We start from the raw sequence: 25,297 nt of genomic DNA on the forward strand, positions 1-25,297 counted from the left end.
GTCATGACGACGACCGAGGGACTGCTCGTGCCGCCGGGACACGGCCGGGTCGTGGCGACGGCCGCCCAGCGGGTCACGTTCAAGGTCACCGGCACCCACTCGCGAACGGCCTCCACCTTCGAGGTGGAGGTCCCGCCGGGCTTCGACGTGGGCGCCCATGTGCACACGCGCAGCGAGGAGTTGTTCTACGTCCTGGACGGAGAACTCGACGTCCTCGCCTTCGAGCCCCGTGTCCGTACGCCCGACAACTGGCAGAAGTGGGAGTCGAGTTCGGGCACCAGAGTGGTACGGGCGACGCCGGGCACGGTCATCGTCGTGCCGCCCGGCTGCCCCCACGCCTTCGCCAACCCCACCGACACCCCGGCCCGCATGTTCTTCCAGGCCGCTCCCCCACCGGACCACGAACGCTACTTCGAGGAGCTGCTGGAGATCCTGGACGCGGGCGGCCCCCCGGACCACAAGGCAATAGAGGAGCTGAGAAGACGCTACGACATAGAGCAACTCACACCGTTGAAACACCGGTGAGAGTCGTGCCTTTCAGGGGCGCGGGGAACTGCGCGACCAGCCACGACGAACCGTGAGCCCGCAAAGCACCCCCGCGCCCCCCGGCGTTACCGAATGGGCACCCCGGCCAAGGTACGAGCAATCACCAGCCGCTGAATCTCGCTGGTCCCCTCAAAGATCGTGTAGATCGCCGCGTCCCGGTGCATCCGCTCCACGGGGTACTCCCGCGTGTACCCGTTCCCCCCGAGGATCTGGATCGCCTGCCCGGTGACCTTCTTCGCCGTCTCGGAGGCGAACAGCTTCGACATGGACCCCTCGGCCGCGGTGAACGGCTTCCCGTTGACCGCCATCCAGGAAGCCCGCCACACGAGCAACCGGGCCGCGTCGATGGAGGTCCGCATGTCGGCTAGCTGGAACGCGACCCCCTGGTTGTCCACGATGGGCCGCCCGAACTGCTCCCGGGTCACGGCGTAGTCGAGGGCGACCTCATAGGCGGCCCGGGCCGTACCCACCGCCATGGCCCCGACGGCAGGCCGGGACGCCTCGAACGTGGCCATCGCCGCGTTCTTGACCCGCTCACCACTGCGGGCACGCTCCCGCGCCCGCGCCAGCCGCTCGTCCAGCTTCTCCTTGCCGCCGAGCAGGCAGGACCCGGGCACCCGCACGTTCTCCAGGACGACCTCGGCGGTGTGCGAGGCGCGGATGCCGTGCTTCTTGAACTTCTGGCCCTGGCTGAGGCCGGGCGTGCCGGGCGGGACGATGAAGGAGGCGTGGCCCTTGGACCCCAGCTCCGGGTCGACCACGGCGACGACGACATGGACGCCCGCGATACCGCCGTTGGTGGCCCAGGTCTTGGTGCCGTTCAGCACCCACTCGTCCTTGGCCTCGTCGTACACCGCACGCGTGCGCATGGAGGCCACGTCGGAGCCGGCGTCGGGCTCGGAGGAGCAGAAGGCGGCGACCTTGACGTCGTTCACATCGCCGTACATCTGGGGGATCCAGGTGCCGATCTGCTCCTCGGTGCCGTTGGCGAGGACGCCCACGGCCGCGAGGCCGGTGCCGACGATGGAGAGGGCGATGCCCGCGTCCCCCCAGAACAGCTCCTCCATGACCATCGGTATGCCGAGGCCGGTGGGGTCGAAGTACTGCTGGGCGTAGAAGTCGAGGGAGTAGACGCCGATCTTGGCGGCCTCCTGGATGACCGGCCAGGGAGTCTCCTCACGCTCGTCCCATTCGGCGGCTGCGGGGCGGATCACATCGGCGGCGAAGCCGTGCAGCCAGTCCCGGACCTCCTGCTGTTCGTCGTTGAGCTCCATGGTGAACTCGGCCATGTCCCCTCCAGCGGCGGCGCGTACGATGTTACTAGCGGTAACCGAAGTATGTTACCGACCGGTAGGTGAAGTCAACTCCGGATGACGGCTCGGCATCCCGTTCGAGGGCAGGCCCGCGGTGAGTGTTAGTTTGCGCAGGCGTCACCGAATCAGCACGGGTGGGGAGACCACATGGACACCACACAGCGGACCGATCAGCAGCGGTCCGCCGACCGACGACGGCGGGAGCTGCTGGAGGCCGCCGACCGGGTGGTGCTGCGCGACGGCCCGCAGGCGTCGATGAACGCCATCGCCGCGGAGGCGGGCATCACCAAGCCCATCCTCTACCGCCACTTCGGCGACAAGGGCGGTCTCTACGCGGCCCTCGCCATGCGGCACACCGACGCCCTGCTCGACTCGCTGCGCGCCGCGCTGGACGCTCCGGCCGACCGCCGGGAGCGGGTGGAGTCCACGCTCGACACCTACCTCGCCGCCATCGAGGCCCGCCCGCAGGTGTACCGGTTCCTGATGCACCCCTCCGAGGGCGGCCAGGGCGGCGACCAGGGCTTCGACGTCGGCAAGCACAGCGCCCCGCTGCTGCGCCGGATGGGCGAGGACCTGGCGCAGGTCATCGAGGAGCGGGTGGACCTCGGTCCGGGCAGCCAGCAGCTGGCCCGGGTCTGGGGGCACGGGATCGTCGGCATGATGCACGCCGCCGGGGACTGGTGGCTGGGCGAGCGCCCCTGCTCGCGGGCCGAACTGGTGCGCTCGCTGGCCGACTTGCTCTGGGGGCGGCTCGCGGCCGCCGGTGACCGCGTGGGCGGTCCGGGCTTCTGACCCGCCCGCCTCACCGGTGCCAGGGAGCCTTGCTCACCTGGCGGTCGAGCTTGCGCCGGCGGCGGCCCGTCACGCGGTCGGCGTAGACCGTGCCGGCCAGATGGTCGCACTCGTGCTGGAGGCAGCGGGCGAAGAACCCGGTGCCGTCGACGGTGACCGGCTCCCCCGTCATCGTGAAGCCCTCGACCACCACGTGGTCGTACCGTTCCGTGCCCGCCTCCAGGCCCGGCAGCGAGAGACAGCCCTCGGGGCCCAGGAACTCCAGCCCGTCGGCGGTCACCAGGCGGGGATTGACCACATGGCCCAGGTGGCGGACCTCGTCGTCGTCCGGGCAGTCGTATACGAACACCCGCAGGTCCACGCCGATCTGGTTGGCGGCCAGGCCCACCCCCTCGTGGGCGTACATGGTGGCGAACAAGTCCGCCACCAGCTCCGCGAGTTCCGGGCCGAAGTCGGTGACGTCCCCGCAGGGTGCGTGCAGCACGGGGTCGCCGAGGAGGGTGAGAGGCCGGACGCGCCCGTGGGCACCCGGTATCGAGCGGTGTCGCATGGCGGCAAGGGTACGGTTCGTTCGGCCCGCGCCGAACGCGCGAGGGCGGGCCGGGCGGACCGGGATTCGGGTGTGCGAACGGTTCTCGATAGGCTGAGGCCCCCACCACGCTGCCGGATGGCCCCAGGCGCGGCGCGTACGCAAGGAGGATCGAGGACTGATGGCAGGCAACTCGGACCCGCTCTCGCCGCGGGCCAAGCTGGCCGTGACCGCGGGCAAGGCGGTCGCGGCGGCATCGCGCGCCGCGGGACGCGGCAGCGGGTCGGTGATCGGCGGAAAGGTCGCCCTGCGGCTCGACCCCGACCTGCTCGCCCGGCTCGCCACCCACCTGGACGTGGTCCTGGTGTCGGCGACCAACGGCAAGACCACCACCACCCGGCTGATCGCGGAGGCCCTGCGCGCCGCCGGTCCGGTGGTGTCCAACGCGCTCGGCGCCAACATGCCGGCCGGCATCACCTCCGCCCTCGCGGGCGGCTCGGACGCCAAGTTCGGCGTCATCGAGGTCGACGAGAAGTACCTGGCCGGTGTGGCACGTGACACCAGCCCCAAGTGCATCGCGCTGCTGAACCTCTCCCGCGACCAGCTGGACCGCGCGGCCGAGACCCGGATGCTCGCGGAGAACTGGCGCGAGGGCCTGTCCGGCTCCAAGGCCGTCGTCGTCGCCAACTGCGACGACCCGCTGGTGGTGTGGGCGGCCTCGTCCTCCCCCAACGTGGTCTGGGTCGCGGCCGGCCAGATGTGGAAGGACGACGCCTGGTCCTGCCCGTCCTGCGGCGGTGTGATGCAGCGGCCCGGCGACGACTGGTTCTGCGGCGAGTGCGGCTTCCGCCGTCCGACGCCGAGCTGGGCGCTCTCCGGCGACCACGTCCTCGACCCGCACGGCTCGGCCTGGCCGATCCACCTCCAGCTGCCGGGCCGCGCCAACAAGGCGAACGCGGCCAGCTCGGCCGCCGTCGCCGCCGTGTTCGGGGTGCCGCCGCAGGTGGCCCTGGAGCGCATGTACCAGGTGCAGGCGGTCGCCGGACGCTACGACGTGGTCCAGTTCCAGAACCGCGACCTGCGTCTGCTGCTGGCGAAGAACCCGGCCGGCTGGCTGGAGACCTTCTCCCTGATCGACCCGCCGCCCACCCCGGTGATCCTCTCCGTGAACGCGCGCGGGGCGGACGGCACCGACACCTCCTGGCTGTGGGACGTGGACTACACCCGGCTCACCGGCCACCCGATCTTCGTCGTCGGTGACCGGAAGCTGGACCTCGCCGTCCGCCTGGAAGTGGCGAACCAGCACTTCCAGGTGTGCGAGAACCTCGACGAGGCCGTGGCCGCGGCCCCGCCGGGCCGTATCGAGGTCATCGCCAACTACACCGCGTTCCAGGACCTGCGCCGCCGCGTCGGCAACTGAGCCAGAAGGGCGAACACCTCCCCATGAGCGACAACCAACTGCGGCTGGTGTGGATCTATCCCGACCTGCTGAGCACCTACGGCGACCAGGGCAACGCCCTCGTCGTGGAGCGCCGGGCGCGTCAGCGCGGCCTCGACGTGGCCCGTCTCGACGTGCGCAGCGACCAGCCGATCCCGACCTCGGGCGACATCTACCTGATCGGCGGCGGTGAGGACCGTCCGCAGCGGCTGGCGGCCGAGCGGCTGCGCCGCGACGGGCACCTCCAGCGTGCGGTGGAGAACGGCGCGATCGTGTTCTCCGTGTGCGCCGGCTACCAGATCCTCGGCCACGAGTTCATCAACGACCTCGGCCAGCGCGAGCCGGGCCTCGGCCTGCTCGACGTGATGTCGACGCGCGGCGAGGGCGAGCGGTGCGTGGGCGATGTGCTCGGCGACATCGACCCGCGCCTCGGTCTGCCTCCGCTGACCGGGTTCGAGAACCACCAGGGCGTCACCCATCTGGGCCCGACCGCCCGCGCCTTCGCCCAGGTGACCATGGGCCGGGGCAACGGCACCGGCGACGGCACCGAAGGCGCGTACAACGGCACCGTGTTCGGCACGTACATGCACGGCCCCGTGCTGGCCCGTAACCCGCAGATCGCGGACCTGCTGCTGAAGCTGGCGCTGGACGTCAACGCCCTGCCGCCGATCGACGACCGCTGGTACGAGGCGCTGCGCGACGAGCGCATCGCGGCGGCGCAGCAGCCGGCCTGATCGGCACATACAACCGCATGTCAGTACACCCGTCAGGCGGGCCCGTGAGCTTTCGCGGGCCCGCCTGACGCGTCGTCCGCTCACCTGTGCGGGTGCGTCCAGCAGGCGGACGCCCGCTGGGTGAGGGGCCCCTGCCGCCGGTAGTCTGGCCGGGAACCCGCCGGACAACGTGGTCCGGCCTCCCGGCCCACGTCGAGAAGGTAATTCGGGCTATGCGCATTGGTGTCCTCACCTCCGGCGGCGACTGCCCCGGCCTGAACGCCGTCATCCGGTCGGTCGTGCACCGAGCCGTCGTCGACCACGGCGACGAGGTCATCGGCTTCCGCGACGGCTGGAAGGGCCTGCTGGAGTGCGACTGGCTGAAGCTCGACCTGGACGCCGTCAGCGGCATCCTGGCGCGCGGCGGCACGATCCTCGGCTCCTCCCGCGTCCGTCCGGAGCACCTGCGCGGCGGGGTGGAGCGGGTCAAGGGCCATGTCGAGGAACTCGGGCTCGACGCGATCATCCCGATCGGCGGTGAGGGCACGCTGAAGGCGGCCCGCCTGCTGTCGGACAGCGGGCTGCCCATCGTGGGCGTGCCCAAGACCATCGACAACGACATCTCGGCGACCGACGTCACCTTCGGTTTCGACACGGCCGTGGGCGTCGCCACCGAGGCGCTTGACCGGCTGAAGACCACCGCCGAGTCCCACCAGCGGGTGCTCATCGTGGAGGTCATGGGCCGCCACACCGGCTGGATAGCGCTGAACTCGGGCACGGCGGCCGGCGCGCACGCCATCGTCGTCCCCGAACGGCCCTTCGACATCGACGAGTTGACCCGCCGCGTCGGTGCCCGGTTCGAGGCGGGCAAGCGGTTCGCCATCGTGGTGGCCGCCGAGGGCGCCAAGCCACGCGCCGGTTCGATGGAGTTCGACGAGGGCGGCCGGGACATCTACGGCCACGAGCGCTTCGCCGGGATCGCCCGCCAGCTCTCCGTCGAGCTGGAGCAGCGCCTCGGCAAGGAGGCCCGGCCGGTGATCCTCGGTCATGTGCAGCGCGGCGGCACCCCGACGGCGTACGACAGGGTGCTGGCGACCCGGTTCGGCTGGCACGCGGTGGAGGCGGTGCACCGCGAGGAGTTCGGCCGGATGACCGCGTTGCACGGCACGGACATCGTGATGGTGCCGCTGGCCGAGGCGGTCAGCACCCTGAAGACGGTCCCGCCGGAGCGGTACGCCGAGGCGGAGTGCGTGCTGTAGGGACGCGCGGGGCCGAGCGGACCCCGCTCACGGGCGGGCGCGTGGGCGCCCGTACCCTGAGTGCGGACAGAAACCGCTCAACCCCCACGAACCAGGAGCCGCCGGATGGACCACAGCGGGCACGGCATGATGCCGGATCTGCCGCCGTTCACGCTGGGACGGGGGCTTCAGTGGTCGGCGGACCCCTTCTTCCTGATCGCCTGCCTGGCCGGGCTCGCCCTGTACGGCTGGGGGGTGCTGCGGCTGCGGCGGCGCGGGGACGCGTGGCCGGTCTCGCGCACCCTGTCGTACGTCGTCGGTGTGCTGACCATCGCCCTGGTGATGTGCACCCGGCTGAACGACTACGGCATGGTCATGTTCAGCGTGCACATGGTGCAGCACATGGTGATCAGCATGCTGTCGCCGATCCTGGTCCTGCTGGGCGCGCCGGTGACGCTGGCCCTGCGGGCGCTGCCGACGGCGGGGCGGGGCCGCAAGGGGCCGCGTGAGCTGCTGCTGGCGCTGCTGCACAGCCGGTACATGCGGTTCATCACGCATCCGGCGTTCACGATCCCGCTGTTCATCGCGAGCCTGTACGCGCTGTACTTCTCGCCGGTCTTCGACTTCCTGATGGGGTCCCGGGCCGGGCACATCGCCATGATGGTGCACTTCCTGGCGGTGGGCGTGGTGTTCTTCTGGCCGATCATCGGCGTCGACCCGGGCCCGCACCGGCCGAACCATCTGATGCGGATGCTGGAGCTGTTCGCGGGCATGCCGTTCCACGCCTTCTTCGGCATCGCGCTGATGATGGCGTCCGAGCCGATGGTGGAGACCTTCAGGAACCCGCCCGCCTCGCTCGGCATCGACGCCCTCTCCGACCAGGGCGCGGCCGGCGGTATCGCGTGGGCGTTCAGCGAGATCCCGTCGGTGCTGGTGCTGATCGCGCTGCTGTTCCAGTGGTACCGCTCCGAGCAGCGGCAGGCCCGGCGCACGGACCGGGCGGCGGACCGCAACGGCGACCAGGAGCTGGAGGCGTACAACGCCTATCTGGCCTCGCTGAGCGCGCGCGAGGGCTGATCGCGCGCGGACCGGCTCGGCCATCGGAGTGCCGGTGGCGGCGGAACCGGGGCACGATGGTGGTGGACGGACCACTAGGAGGGTGCCGCGATGCCGGGTTCCATGCGAGGTTCCAGCAAGGCGGACGGTTCCACCAGGGCGATGGGGGCGCTGACCGTGGGCGGTCTGGTCGTCGTCACCGCGTACACGGTCGCGCTCGGCGGCAACGGCTGGCTGTGGTTCGGCTGGGTGGTGCTGGGGCTGCTGACGGTTGCGCTGGCGGTCACGCAGAGGTGATTACAGTGGCCGGGTGAACAGCAGGGCCGCGTCCTTCGACGACCTCGACCGCAAGATCATCACCGCGCTGATGGCGAACGCCCGCAGCAGCTTCGCCGAGATCGGCGCGGCCGTCGGGCTGTCGGCCACGGCGGTCAAGCGGCGGGTCGACCGGCTGCGGGAGACCGGGGTGATCACCGGGTTCACGGCGACCGTCAAGCCCTCCGCGCTCGGCTGGCGCACCGAGGCGTACGTCGAGGTCTACTGCGAGGGCGCCGCCCCGCCCCGGCGGCTCGCGGAGGTGGTCAGCAACCATCCGGAGATCACGGCGGCGATGACGGTGACCGGGGGCGCGGACGCCCTGCTGCACGTACGGGCACGGGACGTGGAGCACTTCGAGGAGGTGCTGGAGCGCATCCGCGCCGAGCCGTTCATCCGGAAGACGATCAGCGTGATGGTGCTGTCCCACCTCCTCCCGGAGAGCCCCGAGGCGGGCGCCACCCAGGCCGCCCCCGAGTGATCGCCGGTCAAACCCGCCGAACGCGCAGGTCTCGTGCGTTCCCACCGGCGGATGCGCAGCGATCCTGCGCGAGCACGCAGCTTTTGTCGCTTGTCGTGCCTCGGCCGGAGTTTCTACCGTGGTGTCACGCCCCTGAGTAACACACTGGAAAGCGGAGGAAACCCTCTGTGGCCGATACCCGTGTGCAGCGCCCCCGGCGCTTTCTGGTCTGCGAACCCAGGCACTTCACCGTGCAGTACGCGATCAACCCCTGGATGCGTCCCGACGCCCCCGTGGACGCCGCTCTCGCCCGGTCCCAGTGGCAGGCGCTGATCGACGCCTACCGCGCCCACGGGCACACCGTGGACGCCGTCGACCCGGTGCCCGGCCTGCCCGACATGGTCTTCGCGGCCAACGCCGCCTTCGTGGTCGGCGGCCGCGTCTTCGGCTCGCTGTTCCACGCCCCGGAGCGCCGCCCGGAGTCGCTCCACTACGACTCCTGGTTCAAGACGGCGGGGTACGACGTGTACCGCCCGCTGGCGGTGACCGAGGGCGAGGGCGACCTGGTGTGGACCGGCCGGTACGTGCTGGCCGGCACCGGGTTCCGCACCACTCCCGACGCCCACCGCGAGGCGCAGGAGTTCTTCGGCCACCCGGTGATCACGCTGACCCTGGTGGACCCGTACTTCTACCACCTGGACACGGCGCTGTTCGTGCTCGACGACGACAACGTCGCCTACTACCCGGAAGCCTTCTCGGCGGACAGCCGCGAGGTGCTCCGGCGGCTGTACCCGGACGCGGTGCTCGCCACCCGTGACGACGCGCTGGCCTTCGGCCTGAACTCCGTGTCCGACGGACGGCACGTCTTCATCGCCCCCCAGGCCGAGGTGCTCGCCGAGCGCCTGGCGACACACGGCTACGACCCCGTGCCCGTCGATCTGTCGGAGCTGCACAAGGCAGGCGGCGGCATCAAGTGCTGCACTCAGGAGATCCGCTCATGACCGCACCCGCGCACGCGCGCACGTCCGCCGACCTGATCCGGGCGGAGGAGCCGGTGCTCGCGCACAACTACCACCCGCTGCCCGTCGTCGTGGCACGGGCCGAGGGCGCCTGGGTGGAGGACGTCGAGGGCCGCCGGTACCTCGACATGCTGGCGGGCTACTCGGCCCTCAACTTCGGCCACCGCCACCCGGCGCTGATCCAGGCCGCGCACGACCAGCTCGACCGGCTGACCCTGACCTCCCGCGCCTTCCACAACGACCGGCTGGCCGAGTTCGCCGAGCGCCTCGCCGCGCTGGCCGGTCTGGACATGGTGCTGCCCATGAACACCGGCGCGGAGGCGGTGGAGAGCGGCATCAAGGTGGCCCGCAAGTGGGCGTACGACGTGAAGGGCGTCCCCGACGGGCAGGCCACGATCGTGGTCGCGGCGGACAACTTCCACGGCCGGACGACGACCATCGTCAGTTTCTCCACCGACGAGTCGGCGCGGGCGGGCTTCGGCCCCTTCACGCCCGGCTTCCGGATCGTGCCGTACAACGACCTGGCCGCGCTGGAGGAGGCGGTCGACGAGACCACGGCCGCGGTGCTGATCGAGCCCATCCAGGGCGAGGCCGGGGTGATCATCCCGGACGCGGGCTATCTGACCGGGGTGAGGGAGCTGACCCGGCGCAAGGGGTGCCTGTTCATCGCGGACGAGATCCAGTCCGGGCTCGGCCGCACCGGGCGCACCCTGGCCGTCGAGCACGAGTCGGTGGTGCCGGACGTGCTGCTGCTGGGCAAGGCGCTGGGCGGCGGCATCGTGCCGGTCTCGGCGGTGGTGGCCCGGCGCGAGGTGATGGGCGTACTGGGTCCGGGCGAGCACGGCTCCACCTTCGGCGGCAACCCGCTGGCGGCCGCGGTCGGCACGGCGGTGGTGGAGCTGCTGGAGACGGGTGAGTTCCAGCGCCGGGCCGACGAGCTGGGGGTGGTCCTGCGCGAGGGTCTCGACGCACTGCGCGGTCACGGGGTGACCGGCTTCCGGGCGCGTGGCCTGTGGGCGGGCGTGGACGTGGACCCGGCGCTGGGCAGCGGCCGGGAGATCAGCGAGCGGCTGATGCGCGAGGGCATCCTGGTCAAGGACACCCACGGCTCCACGATCCGGCTCGCTCCCCCGCTGACGGTGACGGCCGACGAGCTGCGCTCCGCGCTGGGCACGCTGGAGAAGGTGCTGGGGCAGGCGGGCTGAGGCCCTGCGGGCGGGGCCGGTGTCATCACCGGCCCCGCCCCTTCGCTCACTTGGCGCCGAGCAGGACCTTCATCTGCTTGATCTCGGCGCTCTGCGCGGCGATCACGTCGTCCGCCATCCTGACGGCCCGGCTGTCCCGGCCCTTGGCCCTCTCCGTCTGCGCCATCCGCACGGCGCCCTGGTGGTGGACGACCATCAGGGTCAGGAACTTCCTGTCGAAGTCCGCGCCGGTGCTCTTCTCCAGTGCCGTCATGTCGTCGGCGCTCATCATCCCGGACATGCCCGCCATGCCGCCGTGGCGCGAGTGGTCCATGCCGGCCATCGGGGGCTCCTCGCCCCAGGACTTCAGCCAGCCGGTCATGGTGCGGATCTCCGGGTCCTGTGCCTTCTCGATCCGGGCGGCGAGCGCCTTCACCTCGGCGGAGGCGGCGTGGCCGGGGGCGAGCCGGGCCATCTCCAGGGCCTGCTGGTGGTGCGGGATCATGCCCTGCGCGAAGGTGACGTCCTGGGCGTTGTGGGCGCCGGCCGTGGCCGACGCGGCCGGGGCGCCGTGGGCCACGTGGGTGCCGGAGTGCTGCTCCCCGCCGCAGGCGGCGAGGAGGACGACGGCGGAGAGGGTGGCGGCGCCGAGCGCGGCACGGCGGATCGCGTGGGAGGTGGTCATGGTTGAACTCCTGCTGGCGAAAGGTGATTTGGGCACACGTGGAAACGGCCGCACGCGGTGGGCGGGCGGGCGTGGATGCCTCTAGATCCGCAGGAGTTGGAGTTCGGCCAGGGAAGGCGGTGCGCGGGCGCCGTCGGGGGCGGTGGCGGCACGGGTGCGGGGGTCGCCGCAGGGCTCGGTCACGCCGGCCGGGCCCGCGAGGGGCTCCGGCAGCTCGGGTCCGTCGCTCACGGCGCCGGAGGCGCAGGACGGGTCGGCGTGATGGAGCTGGTGGCCGCCGCAGTGCCCGTCGGGGCAGTCGCCGGGCGCGTCGATGACGGCGCCCGCGTGGACGGTGTGGGTGTGCTCCGGGTGCCCGGTGCCGCCGGCCGGGGCCAGCGCGTGCATGCCGAGCAGCCCGACCAGCACCGCGAGCACGAGCAGCGCGGGCGAGCGCCGGTGGGGCGGTCGCGGGGGGCGCTGGTGTGCGGTGCCGGGCATGCCGGTCATCCTACGAGTGCCTCTCGCGCCCGCCGCGACGGGACTCGCCGCTCAGCTCCTGGCGGGCCCCCGGTGCCGGGGCTCGTGGTTGCGGGCCACGATCGAGGCGTTCAGGCAGGTGGCGTACGCGCACCAGGCCGCGTACGGCAACAGGATGACGGCCGCCTTGCGGTCCGTGCGGGCGACGCGGCTGAGGAGGCGGATGTTGCTCGCGTCCAGCAGGAGGGTGCCCGCGAGACCGGCGAGCGGGCTGCGGAGCCGGAAGAAGAGGTTGCTCCAGCCGGCGTTCAGGGCGAGGTTGGCGGCGAACTCACCGGCCAGCGCCTTGCGTCGGGGCCCGCGAGCCTCGTTCAGGACGCGGCCGCCCGCCACGGCGATCGAGGCGTACAGCGGGGTCCAGACCGCGCCGAAGGCCCAGGGTGGCGGCTGCCAGTCGGGGGTGTTCAGCTCGCGGTACCAGCGGGCGTCCGGCCGCGTGGCCCGCGCGCCCGCGACCGCCGTCGCCGTCACGGCTCCGGCGCAGAGCGCGTAGGGCACCCAGCGGTGGCGGGGCGCGCCCTGGACGGCGGTGGGGTCCAGCGGGACGGCGGGGGCGCGGTCGGCCTTGGCCCCGGCACTCCGGGCGCCCCGGTCACCCTTGGCCCACGCGGCACTCCCGCCACCCTTGGCCGGCGCGGCACTCCCGCCACCGTTGCCTTCACCACTCCGCTCGGCTGTGCCCTCACCCTCGGTCATGTCCTCCCCGCTACCCCGCTCCCCCCGCGCCACGCTGCCCCGAAAGGGCCGGTCGCCCACTCCCACGACACCCCGGCCGCTGAGCCGGAACAGCAGCACCAGGGACGGCACGATCAGCAGGCCGGCCACGATGGCGACGCCGACCACCACGGCCAGGCTGGCGTTCGGTGCGGCGGCCTCGGTGATGGAGAGGTGGGTGCCCAGGAGGTACGGCGTCTGGGCCACGCCCCAGCCGACGATGACCAGCGCGACCGCGCCGGCCGCCGCGACCCGGGTGCCCACCGTCCGCTTGGCCCACAGCAGGGCCAGCCCGACCAGACCGCCGACGGCGGCGAGGACCACCAGGGGCAGCGCCGGTCCGCTCAGGCGGTCGAAGAGGCGCGGCGAGTCGGCCTGGAGGACGAAGATGCCGGCGATGCTGACCGCACCGGTGACCGCGCCGGCGGCGATCGCCCGGTCGCGGTAGTACCGGTAGAGCTTGTCGTCGTCGCGGTGCAGCGCCTCCACGGTCAGATAGGTGGCGGCGACGTAGGAGCAGGCCAGGACGGCGAGGATGCCGCCGAGGATGCTGGAGGGGTTGACCCAGCTGGACACCGCGTCGCCGTTGCCCGCCGTGGGGACGCGGCCGGAGGCCAGGCCGCCCGCGATGGCGCCGAAGCAGTACGGCGTCAGGACCGAGGACACCGCGAAGGCGGCGCCGTACAGGCGCTGCTCCTCGGTGCGGACGGTGGCCTTGCGGAAGGCGAAGCCGGCGCCGCGCAGCACGATGCCGAGCAGGGCGAGGAGCAGCGGGATGTACAGGGTGGTGGTGATGGCGGCGAAGGCGGAGGGGAAGCCGGTCCACAGGACGACGAGGCAGTAGATCAGCCAGGTGTGGTTGGCCTCCCAGACCGGGGCGAGGGAGACGTCGATCAGATGGCGTGGCTCGCGCCCGCGTTTGGCGCCGCCCGCGATCAGGTCCCAGAAGCCCGCGCCGAAGTCCGCACCGCCGAGCACCGCGTAGGCGACGACGCCGATGAAGAGGAATACCGCGACCAGCTCGGCCATTTACAGCACCTTCCCCTCGGAGCGCTCACGCCGGGCGCCGGAGGCGTCGTCGGGACCGTAGGGCACGGGGACGTTCTCGTCGCCCTGTCTGCGCCAGCGGCGTTTCATCGAGAGCAGCACCCAGATGGCTCCGGTGCCGACCGCCAGATAGAGCACGAGCACCGCCGCGAAGGTGGGCCAGAGGTTGCCCTGGGTGGTCACCGCGTCTCTGGTGCGCAGGAGGCCAACGACGATCCACGGCTGGCGGCCGACCTCGGTGACCACCCAGCCGCTCTCCAGGCTGAGGATGGAGACGATGCCGCACAGGGAGGCGGCGCCCAGGAACCAGCGGTTGGTCTGCAGGGTGTTCCGGCGCTTCCACCACACCCAGACGAACCAGGCGGCGACGGCCAGCATCAGCATGGAGGTGCCGACCATGATGTCGAACGCCCAGTGCACGATGTTGACCTGGGCGGTGGTGGGTCTGATGTCGGCCGGGACGGCGTTCAGCCCCTGGATGCGGGTCGAGGGTTTGAATCCGGCCAGGATGGAGGCCACCCAGGGCACCGAGATGCCGTAGCGCACCTCGCCGTCGATGAGCACGCCGCCGAGGGTCTCGGGGACGTGGGTGCCGGTGGTGGGCAGCAGCTCGATGGCGGCGAACTTGGCGGGCTCGCTGTCGAAGACCTGGCGGGCGATGGTGTCGCCTACGAAGATCTGCACCGGCAGCGCGACGGCGGCGGTGATGAAGCTGATCAGGAAGCCCAGTTTCTGGTAGTGGCCGCGCCGGCCCCGGATCATGCCGACCGCGTAGACGCTGGCCACCACGAATCCGGCCACGATGTAGGCGGCGAGCAGCATGTGCCAGAACTGGAGCCAGAAGGCGTTGTTGAAGAAGACCTCGCCGGGCCGGACGTCGACCACCTTGCCGCCCCGCATGGTGATGCCGCCGGGCTGGTTCATCCAGCTGTTGGCGGCGATGACGGCGCCCGCTCCCCCGATGCTGGCCAGCGCCACCGGCACGCCCGACCAGAAGTGGGCCCAGGGGCGCATCCGGTCCCAGCCGTAGATGTAGATGGCCACGAAGATGGCCTCCAGGAAGAAGAACAGGCCCTCGATGGCGAACGGGAACCCGAACGCGGCCCCGTAGGTCCCCATCAGCCCCGGCCAGAGCAGACCCAGCTCGAAGGACAGGACCGTTCCGGTGATGGCGCCGACCGCGAAGAGCACGGCGGCCACCTTGGACCAGCGCCGGGCCAGCACCAGAGCGGCCTCGTCACCCTTGCGCAGCCCCCGGTAGTTGGCGATGAGCATCAGGGAGGTCAGCGCCACTCCGAAGGGCACCAGGATGATGTGGAACCCCAGCGTGAAGGCCATCTGTTCCCGGGCGGGCAGGAGCTGGTCCGGCTCCGCGGCTGCGGCCAGGAGCATGGGGTACCTGGCCAGGTCGACCGTCAGCATGGACGGGCCCTCCTCTTCGCAGGTTCAGCCGCTCTTGGACTGATTTGCCTTTATTTCGCCCAATGTAACGGCTGCGGATGCAGCGTGTTCTCGCCTGTGGACAGAGCCGCTTCCGCGAATTCGCCGCGTGCGGAGCATGAGCCCGGTGTCCGGCGGTAACAGGTGTCTGCACAGTCCGCTGCGAGCGAGGGGGAGCCGTTGTTCTACCACTTGCTGAAGTACGTGCTGCTGGGCCCGGTACTCAGACTGGTCTTCCGTCCCCGCATCGAGGGCTTGGACCATGTACCGGAGTCGGGCGCGGCGATCATCGCCGGGAACCATCTCTCATTCTCCGACCACTTCCTGATGCCCGCCATCCTGAAGCGGCGGATCACCTTCCTCGCCAAGGCGGAGTACTTCACCGGGCCGGGGCTCAAGGGCCGGCTGACGGCGTTCTTCTTCAGAAGCGCGGGACAGATCCCGGTGGACCGCTCGGGCAAGGAGGCCGGGCAGGCGGCCGTCCGCGAGGGCCTGAAGGTCCTGGGCCGGGGCGAGCTGCTGGGGATCTACCCGGAGGGCACCCGCTCGCACGACGGGCGGCTGTACAAGGGGAAGGTCGGCGTCGCGGTGATGGCGCTCAAGGCCGGGGTCCCGGTCGTGCCCTGCGCCATGATCGGCACCTTCGAGGCCCAGCCGCCCGGCCGGAAGATCCCCAAGCTGCGCCCGATCACGATCCGGTTCGGCGAGCCGCTGGAGTTCTCCCGCTACGCGGGGATGGAGGACGAGAAGGCGGTCCTGCGGGCCGTCACCGACGAGATCATGTACGCCGTGCTGGCACTGTCGGGCCAGGAGTACGTGGACCGCTACGCCGCTGAGGTGAAGGCGGAGGCGGAGGCGGCGAAGACCCGCCGGTTCGCCCGGCGGCACTGAGCCGCTGGGCCGCTGTGCCCGCTGGGCCGCGCGGTGACGCCGGAAGGGGCGGCCGGAGATCTCCGGCCGCCCCTTCCTCAGCGCTCCCGGCCGTTACGGCTTGGGCGTGGCGTGCGGTGCGCAGCTGACGTCGGAGCTGTCCAGCTCGCCGGTCAGCAGGTACGCGTCGACGCGCTCGTTGACGCACGGGTTGACCAGGCCGGTGACGCCGTGGGAGCCGGCGCCCTCCTCGGTGATCAGACGCGAGCCCTTGAACCGCTGGTGCAGCGAGACGGCGCCCTCGTAGGGGGTGGCCGCGTCACGGGTGGACTGCACGATCAGGACCGGCGGCAGACCCTTGTGGGTGCCGACCTCGACCGGGTTCTGCTGCTTGGCGGGCCAGGTGGCACACGGCAGGTTCATCCAGGCGTTGGCCCAGGTCATGAACGGGTAGTCCTTGTTGAGCCGGGTGTTGTCCCGGTCCCACTTCTGCCAGCTGGTGGGCCACTTGGCGTCGGCGCACTCGACGGCGGTGTAGACCGCGTTGCCGTTCTCCGCGGAGATGTTGCCCGCGGTGTCCGACAGGTCGGGCGCGGCCGCGTCCACGAGGGCCTGGGTGTCACCGGCGACGTACTTGCTGAACGCCGTGGCGACCGGCACCCACGAGGAGTCGTAGTACGGCGCGCTCTGGAAGAAGGAGATCAGCTCGGCCGGGCCGACGACCCCGCCGAGCGGGCTCTTCGCGGCGGTGGCGCGCAGCTTGAGCCACTGCTCCTGCACGGCGGCGCGAGTGGTGCCGAGGTGGAAGGCGGCGTCGTTGGCGGCGACCCAGTACTGCCAGTCCTTCCAGCGGCGCTCGAAGGCGATGTCCTGGTTCAGGTTGGCCTGGTACCAGATGTTCTCGCGCGCCGGGTCGACGACGCTGTCCACGATCATCCGGCGGATGTGGCCCGGGAAGAGCGTGCCGTAGACGGCGCCGAGGTAGGTGCCGTAGGAGACGCCCAGGTAGTTGAGCTTCTTCTCGCCGAGCGCGGCCCGGATGACGTCCAGGTCGCGGGCGGTGTTCGGCGTGGTCATGTGCGGCAGCATGGCGCCGCTGTGCTCGGCGCAGCCCTCGGCGTACTCGCGGGCGAGCTTGCGCTGGGCGCGCTTGTCGGCCTCGTCGCGGGGCACCGGGTCGGCCTTGGGCGCTTTGACGAACTCCTGCGGGTCGACGCAGGAGATGGGGGCCGAGTGGCCGACGCCGCGCGGGTCGAAGCCCACGAAGTCGTACGCCTTGGCGGTGTTGGTCCACAGCGCGCTCTTGGTGGTGACCCGGCGCGGGAAGCGCAGGCCGGAGCCACCGGGGCCGCCGGGGTTGTAGATGAGGGCGCCCTGGCGCTCCTGCTTGGTGCCGGTGTTGCCGATGCGGTCGACGGCGAGCTTGATCTGCTTGCCGTTCGGCTTGGCGTAGTCCAGCGGCACGGAGACCCAGCCGCACTGGATGGGCTTCTCCAGCCCCCAGTCGGCGGGGCAGTCCTGCCAGTCGATGCCGGCCTTGGTGGCGCGGGCCGCGGCCGCGGCGGCGCCGAGGGCCTCGCGGTCCTGGCCCCGGCTGCTGTCGGCGCTGGCCGCGGGCGCGGTCACCGCGCCGGCTATCAGCGTGGCGGTGACGAGCGCGCCGGCCGAACTGAGCGCCAGCAGACGGCTCTTCGGTTTGTTCTCCCTCAAGGGGTCCCCTCCCCGTGACTTCACTGCGAGTGGTCAGGCGGGGAATCCTCTCGGCTGTGAGCCGTCTGAGAACAGGGTTGGCCGTCCTTCTTTACCAATCCGATAAACGGATGGTCATTTCCGATCGGCGGTCAGTAGCGCCAGCGCCTCGTCCAGGCGGCGACGCAGGGCGAGCGCGTCGGGCGCCACGGCACTGACGAGGACCCCGGGCCCGGCGAGCGGCATCAGGGCGGTGCCCTCTCCCAGCATCCGGGCCTCCGCTGCCCCTTGCTGCAACTCTGGCGCCACGAGGACCAGTTGCCCGACCGCACGATGGCCCCCGAGCACCGCCGGCCCGTCCCAGCCGCCCGGTGCTCCGGGGCCGCAGCTCAGCTCCTGGTCGAGCAGCGTGGTGCCCGCGAGGCGGACGGTGAGCCTGCTGGTGAGCCGGCCCGGCTCCTCCCCGGCCCGCCCGAGCACCTGCTCCTCGCGCAGCAACAGCCGCGCGCCGGAGTCGAGTTCGACGCGGGTGGTGACGTGCAGGTCGCTGCCCCGGGCCGAGATGAGCTGTTCGGGCAGCCAGTGCAGCTCGCCCCCGGCGGCCACGTCGAGCCGTACGTCGTAGCGGGCCTCACCCTTGGCCTGGCCGGGCAGCGCGAGGGTGGCGGCGGCCGAGCCGAGGTGCAGCCGGGCACCCTCCCCCGCGCTCGCCTCGACGGAGAAGCGGTCGCCGCCGAGCGGGCCGCTCATCGCGCCGACCAGCAGGACGCGGGCCTCGGTGCCGTGGGCGCGGGTGCGGCGCGGGGCGAGAGGGCCGTCGCCGTCCAGCACCGGGAGGGCGGTGCCGCCCCGGCCGTCCGCGCGGGCCTCGATCCGGGTGCGGGCGCGGACGCCGGTCGCGGTCACGCCGTCCACGCGGCGAGCCGCTCGCGCACCCAGCCGGCCACCTCGCCGACCCCGTTCTCGACGCGCAACGTCTGGAAGACGACCGGGAGTTCGGCCCGCTGCGCCTTGGCGTCGGCGGCCATCCGGGCGAGGTCGGAGCCGACGTAGGGGGCGAGGTCGGTCTTGTTGACCACGAGCAGGTCGGCGGTGGTGACGCCGGGGCCGCCCTTGCGCGGGATGTCGTCACCGCCGGCCACGTCGATCACGAAGATCTGGGCGTCCACCAGGCCCTTGGAGAAGGTCGCGGTGAGGTTGTCGCCGCCGGACTCCACCAGGATCAGGTCGAGCGGGCCGACGGCGTCCTCCAGGTCCTCCACTGCTTCGAGGTTGGCGGAGATGTCGTCGCGGATCGCGGTGTGCGGGCAGGCGCCGGTCTCCACGGCCGTGATCCGCTCGGGCGGCAACACGGCCTCGCGGAGCAGGAATTCGGCGTCCTCGCGGGTGTAGATGTCGTTGGTGACGACGGCGAGGGAGAGTTGGTCGCGCAGCGCCCGGCACAGCGCGGCGACGGTCGCGGTCTTCCCCGAGCCGACCGGGCCGCCGAGCCCGATGCGCAGGGCACGCCGGCTGCCGTCGGGGCGGCGCGCGTCGGCGCTGACGGCCGCCGGGCCGGTGTGGGTGTGGTCGAGATGCATGTGCGACTCCAAGTGCTTCTGGTGCGGGGCCTCTAGGAGGCGAAGAGGCGGACCGGCCAGGCCGCGTGGGCCTGTGCGCCGATCTCCAGCAGGGGTGCGGACGCGGCGGGCAGGGCGTCCACCCCCTCGGTCCGTGCGCGCCGGGCGGCCTCCACGGCGCGGTCCGCCACCCGGTCCAGCTCGGGTGCCAGCCGGGCGAGGACGCCGGTGGCGTCGAACGGGTCGAGGCTGAGCAGCCGTACGGAGGCGGTCGCGGGGCCGCTCACGCTCTCGTACAGCGCGCAGTACGCGGCGTCCAGGGGTTCGAGACCGGCCGCTCGGGCGGTGAGGCCCAGGACGACGGGCTGATGGGCACCTTTGGGGAACTCCCGCGTCAGCGCGTCCAGTTCGGCTGACGGCCAGGTGGCGCGGGCCGCCCGTACCAGCTGGCGGCCCAGCCGCCGGGCGGCGCTGCGCAGGGCGGGTGACGGGGTGCGGGCGTCGGCGGCCGCGTCCAACTCCCGTGCGGGGATGCCGAGTACGGCCGCGGCCGCGAGGGAGGCGGCGACCAGGCCGGTGGTGTGCAGTCGGCCCTGGCAGAAGTGCTCCAGGGTCGCGGCGTCGGTGATGCGGCCCGCCTTGACCGCGGCCTCCGCCCCGCCGGAGTGGGCGTGCCCTCCGGCGGGGAAGCGGCCGTCGGCCAGGACGAGCAGGGCGGCTCGTGACATCAGCGGCATCAGAAGAGGAAGTAGCGCTGGGCCATGGGCAGTTCGGCCGCCGGTACCGCCTCGACCAGCTCTCCGTCGATGTGCACGGCGAAGCTGTCCGGGTCGATCCGTACGTCCGGCATGGCGTCGTTCTCGCGCAGGTCGGCCTTGGTGACCGCGCGGGTGGACTGGATCGCCACGAACTCCTTGCCCAGAGCCAGCCGTTCGGGCAGACCGTCCTCGATCGCCAACGGGGAGACGAAGTTGACCGAGTTGGCGGCCGGGGCCCGGCCGATCGCGCCGAACATCGGGCGGGGCAGGATCGGTTGCGGGGTGGGGATGGAGGCGTTGGCGTCGCCCATCTGCGCGTAGGCGATCTGGCCGCCCTTGAGCACGAGCAGCGGCTTGACCCCGAAGAACGCCGGTTCCCACAGCACGAGGTCGGCCAGCTTGCCGGTCTCGACCGAGCCGATCTCGGTGGCGAGGCCCTGGGCGAGCGCCGGGTTGATCGTGTACTTGGCGACATAGCGCCGTACCCGGTGGTTGTCGGCGCGTCCGTCTCCCGAGAGGGCGCCCCGGCGGCCCTTCATGACGTGGGCGGTCTGCCAGGTGCGCAGGATGACCTCGCCGACGCGGCCCATGGCCTGGGAGTCGGAGGAGATGATCGAGATCGCGCCGAGGTCGTGGAGGATGTCCTCCGCACCGATCGTGGACGGCCGGATGCGGGACTCGGCGAAGGCGAGGTCCTCGGGGACGGCCGGGTTGAGGTGGTGGCAGACCATCAGCATGTCGAGGTGTTCCTCGGCGGTGTTGACGGTGAACGGCCGGGTCGGATTGGTCGAGCTGGGCAGCACGTTGGGCTGCGAGACCACGGTCATGATGTCCGGCGCGTGCCCGCCCCCGGCGCCCTCGGTGTGGTACGAGTGGATGCCCCGCCCGGCGATGGCGGCGAGGGTGTCGCCGACGAACCCGGCCTCGTTGAGCGTGTCGGTGTGGATGGCCACCTGGATGCCGGTGCGGTCGGCGACGGTGAGGGCCGCGTCGATGACGGCCGGGGTGGAGCCCCAGTCCTCGTGCAGCTTCAGCCCGACGGCGCCGCCCCTGATCTGGGACAGCATCGCCTCCTGCGAGACGGTGTTGCCCTTGCCGAGGAAGCCGACGTTGACCGGGTGCGCCTCCATCGCCTCCAGCATCCGGGCGAGGTGCCAGGGGCCCGGGGTGACGGTGGTGGCCTTGGAGCCCTCGGCCGGGCCGGTGCCGCCGCCGACCAGGGTGGTGACCCCGGAGGACAGCGCCTCTTCGGCGATCTGCGGGCAGATGAAGTGCACATGGGCGTCGATGGCGCCGGCCGTGAGGATGCGGCCGTTGCCCGCGATGACCTCGGTCTCTGGGCCGATGACGAGGTCGGGGTGGACGCCGTCCATGGTGTCGGGGTTGCCGGCCTTGCCGATGCCGGTGATCCGGCCGTCCCGGATGCCGACGTCGGCCTTGATCACGCCCCAGTGGTCCACGACGACCACCCCGGTGATCACGGTGTCCGGGGTGCCCTCGGCGCGGGTGGCGCGGGACTGGCCCATGGACTCGCGGATGACCTTGCCGCCGCCGAACACCGCCTCGTCACCGGAGGCACCGGGGCCGCCGGAGCGGTCCTCCTCGATCTCGATGAGCAGATCGGTGTCGGCGAGCCGGATGCGGTCGCCGGTGGTGGGGCCGAACAGGTCGGCGTAGGCGGCGCGGGAGATCTCAGGCATCGAGGGCACCTCCGGTCTCGCCGCGCAGTCCGGGCACGATCCGGGCGCCGCCGAGGGGGACGAGTTCGACCTCGACGGGGATGCCGGGCTCGAAGCGGACGGCCGTGCCGGCGGCGATGTTCAGCCGCCTGCCGTGCGCGGCGGAGCGGTCGAAGTCCAGGCCGGGGTTGGCCTCGGCGAAGTGGTAGTGGGAGCCGACCTGGACGGGCCGGTCGGCGGCGTTGAGGACGGTGAGCCGGATGGCCTCGCGTCCCTGGTTGTAGACGACCGGGCCGTCCGCGAACAGCACCTCTCCGGGAATCATCGCGGGCCCCCTCAGACGATCGGCTCGTGCACGGTGACCAGCTTGGTGCCGTCCGGGAAGGTGGCCTCCACCTGGACGTCGTGGATCATCTCGGGGATGCCGTCCATCACGTCGTCGCGGGTCAGCACCTTGCGGCCGGAGGACATCAGCTCGGCGACGGTCCGGCCGTCGCGGGCGCCCTCCAGGATGTGCGACGTGATGAGCGCGACCGCCTCCGGGTGATTGAGCTTCACTCCACGGGCCCGGCGCCGTTCGGCCACGTCGGCCGCCACATGGATCAGCAGTCGCTCTTGCTCGTGCGGGGTCAGTTGCACGTCCCACCTCACAGTCCTCGCTCCGGACCGTGCGGGGCCCGGTTGCCGCAGCCACGGCTCGGGGCCGGCTCGTCCGCAAAACCCCTGGTGGCGTGGGAGCGAAGGCTAGTTCGCCGGCGTTTCGGCGACGTTAACCGGCGACCGCCCGGCGCGCCCCGGCCGTCAGCCGGTACCGGGCCGCCGGTGCTCGGCGGCGATCCCGAACCACTGCCGCTCCTGCGGCGGGGAGGCGGAGACCTCGCGGACCCCGGAGACGGAGCTGATCACCTGCTCGTCCCGCTCGGCCTCCTGGGCGTCGAGCGCCTCCAGACGCGCCAGGTCGGCGGCGGAGACCAGCGCGACGAGCGGCTTGCCGTGCCGGGTCACCACGACCCGCTCATTGCCGTAGACCACCCGGTTGATCAGGTCGGCGAGCTCAGCCCTGGCTTGCGTCACCGGAATCTCGTAGGCCATGACCCCATTCTAACGTCACGTACGTCCTGTACATTTTTTACAGAAGCGGGGCCGGCCATGGTCCCGCCGCTCAGGAGGGGTGTGCCATGACCCGACCGAACGCCCGATACGTCCTGCCCGAGTTCACCGAGCGCGACGGAGGCGTCCGCCGCACGCTCGACCCGTACGCCAAGCTGTTCGAGCACCGGATCGTGCTGCTGGGCACGCCGTTGGACGACACGGCGGCCACGGATGTCATCGCGCAGCTCATGCAGCTCGAACACGCCGCCCCGGACCGGGACATCACGCTGTACCTGAACTGCCCCGGCGGCGACTTCCACGCCATGACGGCGGTGTACGACACGATGCGCTACGTCGGCTGCGACGTGGAGACCTACTGCCTGGGCCAGACCGTCTCGGTGGCCGCCGTGCTGCTCGCGGCCGGGACGCCCGGCAAGCGGTTCGCGCTGCCCGGCTCGCGGGTGGTGCTGCGCCAGCCGGAGCTGGCCGAGCCGATTCAGGGGCAGCCGAGCGATCTGGCGATCAAGGCGGCGGAGCTGGTCCGGGCGCGGGAGCTGATGGAGGAGCTGCTCGTCCGGCACACCGGACGGGACGCCGCCACCGTCCACGCCGACCTGGAGCGCGAGCGGGTGCTGGACGCCACCGGCGCCTTGGAGCACGGACTGGTCGACGGGATCGTGGGCGCCCGTGAGAACGTCCCCGGCGCCCGGTGAGCCGGCCGTGCTGCCGGAGGAGCTGCCGCCGCTGCCCGCGCTGACCCGGGCCGAGGGCGAGCTGATCGACCGTTACCTGGAGGCGGCCGACCTGCTGGGCCGCATCAACCCGGCCCGGCACGGCGACACGTACCGGGCACTCAGGGCCGCGCAGGCGCTGGCGCGCACGGCGGCCGCGCTCCGCGACGCGCTCGCACTGATGCACGCACGGGGCGAACGGGAGCTGTACGGGGGCACGCTGGCACACGCCCTGCGGGTGCTGGACGGCGAACGCCGGACCGCGCGCGTCGCGCTCCCGCCCGATGCCGTCGACTGAGCCGGACACCGCCATGGGCCGGACGGGGCCCGGCGTGTCGTCCGCCGAGCCGAAACGGGCCGAACGTGCTACCGCCGACCGGTGTATCTCCGGGCCCGTTTCCGGGCCCGCCGAGTTGCGCGCGACGCGCCCGGCGGGCCACGGCGCGGAGATCGAAGCCCAGGTCCGGGGCTGTGAAGTGGAACTGACGGCGCCTCGGACAGGCCTCTGTCCACCCGAACGGGTGAGTGGTGAGTAACACCACAAACCCCCGGTTCCATTGGGATTTTCGGACAGGAGTGGGCCAAGATCCCTGTCTGACGACAAGACCCCGCCACAACGGCGGGGCGCATCCGGGCGGACGCCGAGTCCTGCCGCCGCCTGGATGACCGGTCGACAGAAGTGCATCGGCAGGAGTGGAGGACCCGAGCAAGACGGGTCGCCGGGACGGATGTCCGCGAGACGCGGACGATCGTGCCGAGCAGCCCTTGGGGTGAAGCCGTGGTGACACGGCCGGGCAACTTCGCCAGCCCGAATCCGACAGGTCATCCTTCACAGGCGGCTGACGAAGGGTTGCGCATGACTGCGCTCAATCGTGTCCCGTCGCTGATGGCCCGCGCCGGTACGGCCTCCGCCCTCACCCTGGCCGCCGTCGGCGGGTCCATCATGGTGCCGGGGCTGGCCACCGACGCCTCCGCCGCCACCACCGCGTCGAAGGCACTGAAGGTCGCGGCGTCCAAGAAGGGCGCCCCCTACCGCTACGGAGCCACCGGGCCGGGCCGGTTCGACTGCTCGGGCCTGACGCTGTACTCGTTCAAGAAGGCCGGCAAGAAGCTGCCACGCACGGCGGCGCAGCAGTACAACAAGACGCACCACATCTCCTCGGGCCACCGCAAGGCCGGTGACCTGGTCTTCTTCCACTCGGGTTCCAGCGTCTACCACGTCGGCATCTACGCCGGTAAGGGCAAGATCTGGCACGCGCCGAAGACCGGGGACGTGGTGCGGCTCCAGAAGATCTGGACCAAGAGCGTGTGGTACGGCCGGGTCAACTAGCCACGGCGGCCGGGAACGGTCTTCACGGGCGTGTACGCGCCCCGGGGGCCGTTCCCGCCACTCAGCGGGCCGGAGAGGGCTCCGGGCGGGCCGTGGCGGGCCTCGGCTGGCTCGGCACGCACCAGGGCAGCTCGACGAAGACCGTCTTGCCGCCCTCGCGGGTCGGCCGGACCCGCAGCTTGCCGCCGCACTCGACGGTGAGACACCGGATGATGGCCATGCCGCGCCCGTTGTCCTGGGCGACGGCGGCCGGGAGTCTCTTCGGCAGCCGGGGATGGCTGTCCGTAACCCCGATGAGCAGCAGCTCGTCCCGGGCCAGTACGACGTCCACGGTGAAGGTGGGCGACTGGCCCAGGGTGTGCTGGACCGCGTTGGTGGCCAGCTCGGAGACGATGAGGCGCACGGTGTCGGTGACCTCGTCGTCCGCCGGGAGCCCCCAGCTCGCCAGCGTGCCCACCACGTACGACCTGGCCGTGCGGACCGAGGCTGGATCGCTCGGCAGCGTGACGGATGCTTCCAGATGGTCTGCCATGGCGAAGTCGTCCCTTTCCCACGGGGCGGCCCGCCGACCTTCCACGGGC

At 71.8% G+C, this 25,297-nt stretch carries 29 protein-coding genes and 1 riboswitch; of the genes, 14 read left to right on the forward strand and 15 right to left on the reverse strand.

The window, feature by feature from the left end:
• Nucleotides 1-3 precede the first annotated feature (3 nt).
• The gene (locus D0Z67_RS03130; RefSeq protein ID WP_031181876.1) at nucleotides 4-525 is read left to right on the forward strand and encodes a cupin domain-containing protein; all 522 of its coding nucleotides are present in this window, start codon (nucleotides 4-6) and stop codon (nucleotides 523-525) included.
• Between the two features lie 86 nt (nucleotides 526-611).
• On the opposite strand, the gene D0Z67_RS03135 is transcribed toward D0Z67_RS03130, so the two are convergent.
• Nucleotides 612-1,835, reverse strand: coding sequence for an acyl-CoA dehydrogenase family protein (locus D0Z67_RS03135; protein ID WP_031181877.1), 1,224 nt, complete (start codon nucleotides 1,833-1,835; stop codon nucleotides 612-614).
• A gap of 171 nt (nucleotides 1,836-2,006) precedes the next feature.
• Here D0Z67_RS03135 and D0Z67_RS03140 point away from each other — a divergent pair, with 171 nt between their 5' ends.
• Nucleotides 2,007-2,651 carry a TetR/AcrR family transcriptional regulator gene (locus D0Z67_RS03140; protein ID WP_031181878.1) on the forward strand — a complete coding sequence of 215 codons (645 nt, stop codon included), beginning with the start codon at nucleotides 2,007-2,009 and terminating at the stop codon, nucleotides 2,649-2,651.
• A 10-nt stretch (nucleotides 2,652-2,661) separates the two neighbouring features.
• On the opposite strand, the gene def is transcribed toward D0Z67_RS03140, so the two are convergent.
• Complete coding sequence (gene def / locus D0Z67_RS03145; protein ID WP_031181879.1) at nucleotides 2,662-3,201, reverse strand: peptide deformylase; 540 nt, start codon at nucleotides 3,199-3,201, stop codon at nucleotides 2,662-2,664.
• Between the two features lie 160 nt (nucleotides 3,202-3,361).
• Between def and D0Z67_RS03150 the strand changes: the two genes are divergently transcribed.
• From D0Z67_RS03150 to rocD, 8 genes are all read left to right on the forward strand, one after another.
• Nucleotides 3,362-4,600, forward strand: a complete 1,239-nt coding sequence (locus D0Z67_RS03150; RefSeq protein WP_031181880.1) for a MurT ligase domain-containing protein — start codon at nucleotides 3,362-3,364, stop codon at nucleotides 4,598-4,600.
• A 23-nt stretch (nucleotides 4,601-4,623) separates the two neighbouring features.
• Entirely contained in the window at nucleotides 4,624-5,352 is a 729-nt protein-coding gene (locus D0Z67_RS03155) for a type 1 glutamine amidotransferase (RefSeq protein ID WP_030809066.1), read from the forward strand.
• A gap of 212 nt (nucleotides 5,353-5,564) precedes the next feature.
• Nucleotides 5,565-6,590, forward strand: a complete 1,026-nt coding sequence (locus D0Z67_RS03160) for a 6-phosphofructokinase (protein WP_031181881.1) — start codon at nucleotides 5,565-5,567, stop codon at nucleotides 6,588-6,590.
• Between the two features lie 105 nt (nucleotides 6,591-6,695).
• A complete protein-coding gene (locus D0Z67_RS03165; protein WP_031181882.1) occupies nucleotides 6,696-7,646 on the forward strand; it encodes a cytochrome c oxidase assembly protein in 951 nt (316 codons plus the stop codon).
• A 90-nt stretch (nucleotides 7,647-7,736) separates the two neighbouring features.
• Complete coding sequence (locus D0Z67_RS29605) at nucleotides 7,737-7,922, forward strand: hypothetical protein (protein ID WP_031181883.1); 186 nt, start codon at nucleotides 7,737-7,739, stop codon at nucleotides 7,920-7,922.
• Between the two features lie 13 nt (nucleotides 7,923-7,935).
• Nucleotides 7,936-8,421, forward strand: a complete 486-nt coding sequence (locus D0Z67_RS03170; RefSeq protein ID WP_030809053.1) for an Lrp/AsnC family transcriptional regulator — start codon at nucleotides 7,936-7,938, stop codon at nucleotides 8,419-8,421.
• 167 nt (nucleotides 8,422-8,588) lie between these two features.
• Entirely contained in the window at nucleotides 8,589-9,401 is an 813-nt protein-coding gene (gene ddaH / locus D0Z67_RS03175) for a dimethylargininase (protein WP_031181884.1), read from the forward strand.
• Nucleotides 9,398-10,624 (forward strand): ornithine--oxo-acid transaminase, encoded by a 1,227-nt coding sequence (gene rocD, locus D0Z67_RS03180; RefSeq protein ID WP_031181885.1) that lies wholly within the window; start codon nucleotides 9,398-9,400, stop codon nucleotides 10,622-10,624. Before ddaH ends, rocD begins: the two co-directional genes overlap by 4 nt.
• Nucleotides 10,625-10,670: 46 nt before the next feature.
• Here rocD and D0Z67_RS03185 read toward each other — a convergent pair whose 3' ends face one another.
• The 4 genes from D0Z67_RS03185 to D0Z67_RS03200 all read right to left on the reverse strand — a co-directional run bounded on the left by D0Z67_RS03185 (nucleotide 10,671) and on the right by D0Z67_RS03200 (nucleotide 14,990).
• Entirely contained in the window at nucleotides 10,671-11,288 is a 618-nt protein-coding gene (locus D0Z67_RS03185; RefSeq protein ID WP_031181886.1) for a DUF305 domain-containing protein, read from the reverse strand.
• A gap of 81 nt (nucleotides 11,289-11,369) precedes the next feature.
• Nucleotides 11,370-11,768: a DUF6153 family protein gene (locus D0Z67_RS03190; protein WP_199812199.1), complete on the reverse strand. Its 399-nt coding sequence runs from the start codon at nucleotides 11,766-11,768 to the stop codon at nucleotides 11,370-11,372.
• A 51-nt stretch (nucleotides 11,769-11,819) separates the two neighbouring features.
• On the reverse strand, nucleotides 11,820-13,550 hold the full coding sequence (locus D0Z67_RS30080) for a cytochrome d ubiquinol oxidase subunit II (protein ID WP_078873400.1): 1,731 nt from the start codon (nucleotides 13,548-13,550) through the stop codon (nucleotides 11,820-11,822).
• Complete coding sequence (locus tag D0Z67_RS03200; RefSeq protein ID WP_031181889.1) at nucleotides 13,551-14,990, reverse strand: cytochrome ubiquinol oxidase subunit I; 1,440 nt, start codon at nucleotides 14,988-14,990, stop codon at nucleotides 13,551-13,553. It abuts the gene before it with no gap.
• Between the two features lie 198 nt (nucleotides 14,991-15,188).
• Here D0Z67_RS03200 and D0Z67_RS03205 point away from each other — a divergent pair, with 198 nt between their 5' ends.
• On the forward strand, nucleotides 15,189-15,899 hold the full coding sequence (locus tag D0Z67_RS03205; RefSeq protein WP_031181890.1) for a lysophospholipid acyltransferase family protein: 711 nt from the start codon (nucleotides 15,189-15,191) through the stop codon (nucleotides 15,897-15,899).
• Between the two features lie 93 nt (nucleotides 15,900-15,992).
• On the opposite strand, the gene D0Z67_RS03210 is transcribed toward D0Z67_RS03205, so the two are convergent.
• The 8 genes from D0Z67_RS03210 to D0Z67_RS03245 all read right to left on the reverse strand — a co-directional run bounded on the left by D0Z67_RS03210 (nucleotide 15,993) and on the right by D0Z67_RS03245 (nucleotide 22,655).
• Nucleotides 15,993-17,588, reverse strand: coding sequence for an alpha/beta hydrolase (locus D0Z67_RS03210; protein WP_031181891.1), 1,596 nt, complete (start codon nucleotides 17,586-17,588; stop codon nucleotides 15,993-15,995).
• A gap of 114 nt (nucleotides 17,589-17,702) precedes the next feature.
• Entirely contained in the window at nucleotides 17,703-18,473 is a 771-nt protein-coding gene (locus tag D0Z67_RS03215) for an urease accessory protein UreD (protein WP_031181892.1), read from the reverse strand.
• Nucleotides 18,470-19,147: an urease accessory protein UreG gene (ureG, locus tag D0Z67_RS03220; RefSeq protein ID WP_031181893.1), complete on the reverse strand. Its 678-nt coding sequence runs from the start codon at nucleotides 19,145-19,147 to the stop codon at nucleotides 18,470-18,472. The genes D0Z67_RS03215 and ureG overlap by 4 nt, the downstream gene beginning before the upstream one ends.
• A 32-nt stretch (nucleotides 19,148-19,179) precedes the next feature.
• Nucleotides 19,180-19,854: an urease accessory protein UreF gene (locus tag D0Z67_RS03225; RefSeq protein WP_031181894.1), complete on the reverse strand. Its 675-nt coding sequence runs from the start codon at nucleotides 19,852-19,854 to the stop codon at nucleotides 19,180-19,182.
• Between the two features lie 8 nt (nucleotides 19,855-19,862).
• A complete protein-coding gene (locus D0Z67_RS03230) occupies nucleotides 19,863-21,584 on the reverse strand; it encodes an urease subunit alpha (protein ID WP_031181895.1) in 1,722 nt (573 codons plus the stop codon).
• The gene (locus D0Z67_RS03235; RefSeq protein ID WP_031181896.1) at nucleotides 21,577-21,888 is read right to left on the reverse strand and encodes an urease subunit beta; all 312 of its coding nucleotides are present in this window, start codon (nucleotides 21,886-21,888) and stop codon (nucleotides 21,577-21,579) included. Before D0Z67_RS03235 ends, D0Z67_RS03230 begins: the two co-directional genes overlap by 8 nt.
• Nucleotides 21,889-21,899: 11 nt before the next feature.
• Nucleotides 21,900-22,202, reverse strand: coding sequence for an urease subunit gamma (locus D0Z67_RS03240; protein ID WP_031181897.1), 303 nt, complete (start codon nucleotides 22,200-22,202; stop codon nucleotides 21,900-21,902).
• A gap of 162 nt (nucleotides 22,203-22,364) precedes the next feature.
• Nucleotides 22,365-22,655 (reverse strand): type II toxin-antitoxin system Phd/YefM family antitoxin, encoded by a 291-nt coding sequence (locus D0Z67_RS03245; RefSeq protein ID WP_031181898.1) that lies wholly within the window; start codon nucleotides 22,653-22,655, stop codon nucleotides 22,365-22,367.
• An 86-nt stretch (nucleotides 22,656-22,741) separates the two neighbouring features.
• Here D0Z67_RS03245 and D0Z67_RS03250 point away from each other — a divergent pair, with 86 nt between their 5' ends.
• From D0Z67_RS03250 to D0Z67_RS03260, 3 genes are all read left to right on the forward strand, one after another.
• Nucleotides 22,742-23,368: an ATP-dependent Clp protease proteolytic subunit gene (locus tag D0Z67_RS03250; protein WP_031181899.1), complete on the forward strand. Its 627-nt coding sequence runs from the start codon at nucleotides 22,742-22,744 to the stop codon at nucleotides 23,366-23,368.
• 7 nt (nucleotides 23,369-23,375) lie between these two features.
• Nucleotides 23,376-23,684, forward strand: coding sequence for a hypothetical protein (locus D0Z67_RS03255; RefSeq protein WP_031181900.1), 309 nt, complete (start codon nucleotides 23,376-23,378; stop codon nucleotides 23,682-23,684).
• A gap of 372 nt (nucleotides 23,685-24,056) precedes the next feature.
• Nucleotides 24,057-24,239, forward strand: a riboswitch (cyclic di-AMP (ydaO/yuaA leader).
• 3 nt (nucleotides 24,240-24,242) lie between these two features.
• The gene (locus D0Z67_RS03260) at nucleotides 24,243-24,716 is read left to right on the forward strand and encodes a C40 family peptidase (RefSeq protein WP_030808998.1); all 474 of its coding nucleotides are present in this window, start codon (nucleotides 24,243-24,245) and stop codon (nucleotides 24,714-24,716) included.
• Nucleotides 24,717-24,777: 61 nt separating this feature from the next.
• Here the strand turns inward: D0Z67_RS03260 and D0Z67_RS03265 are convergent, their stop codons facing one another.
• Nucleotides 24,778-25,248 (reverse strand): ATP-binding protein, encoded by a 471-nt coding sequence (locus D0Z67_RS03265; protein WP_031181901.1) that lies wholly within the window; start codon nucleotides 25,246-25,248, stop codon nucleotides 24,778-24,780.
• Nucleotides 25,249-25,297: the final 49 nt, after the last annotated feature.

The sequence above is a fragment of the Streptomyces seoulensis genome (genome assembly GCF_004328625.1).
GTDB classification, from domain to species: domain Bacteria; phylum Actinomycetota; class Actinomycetes; order Streptomycetales; family Streptomycetaceae; genus Streptomyces; species Streptomyces seoulensis.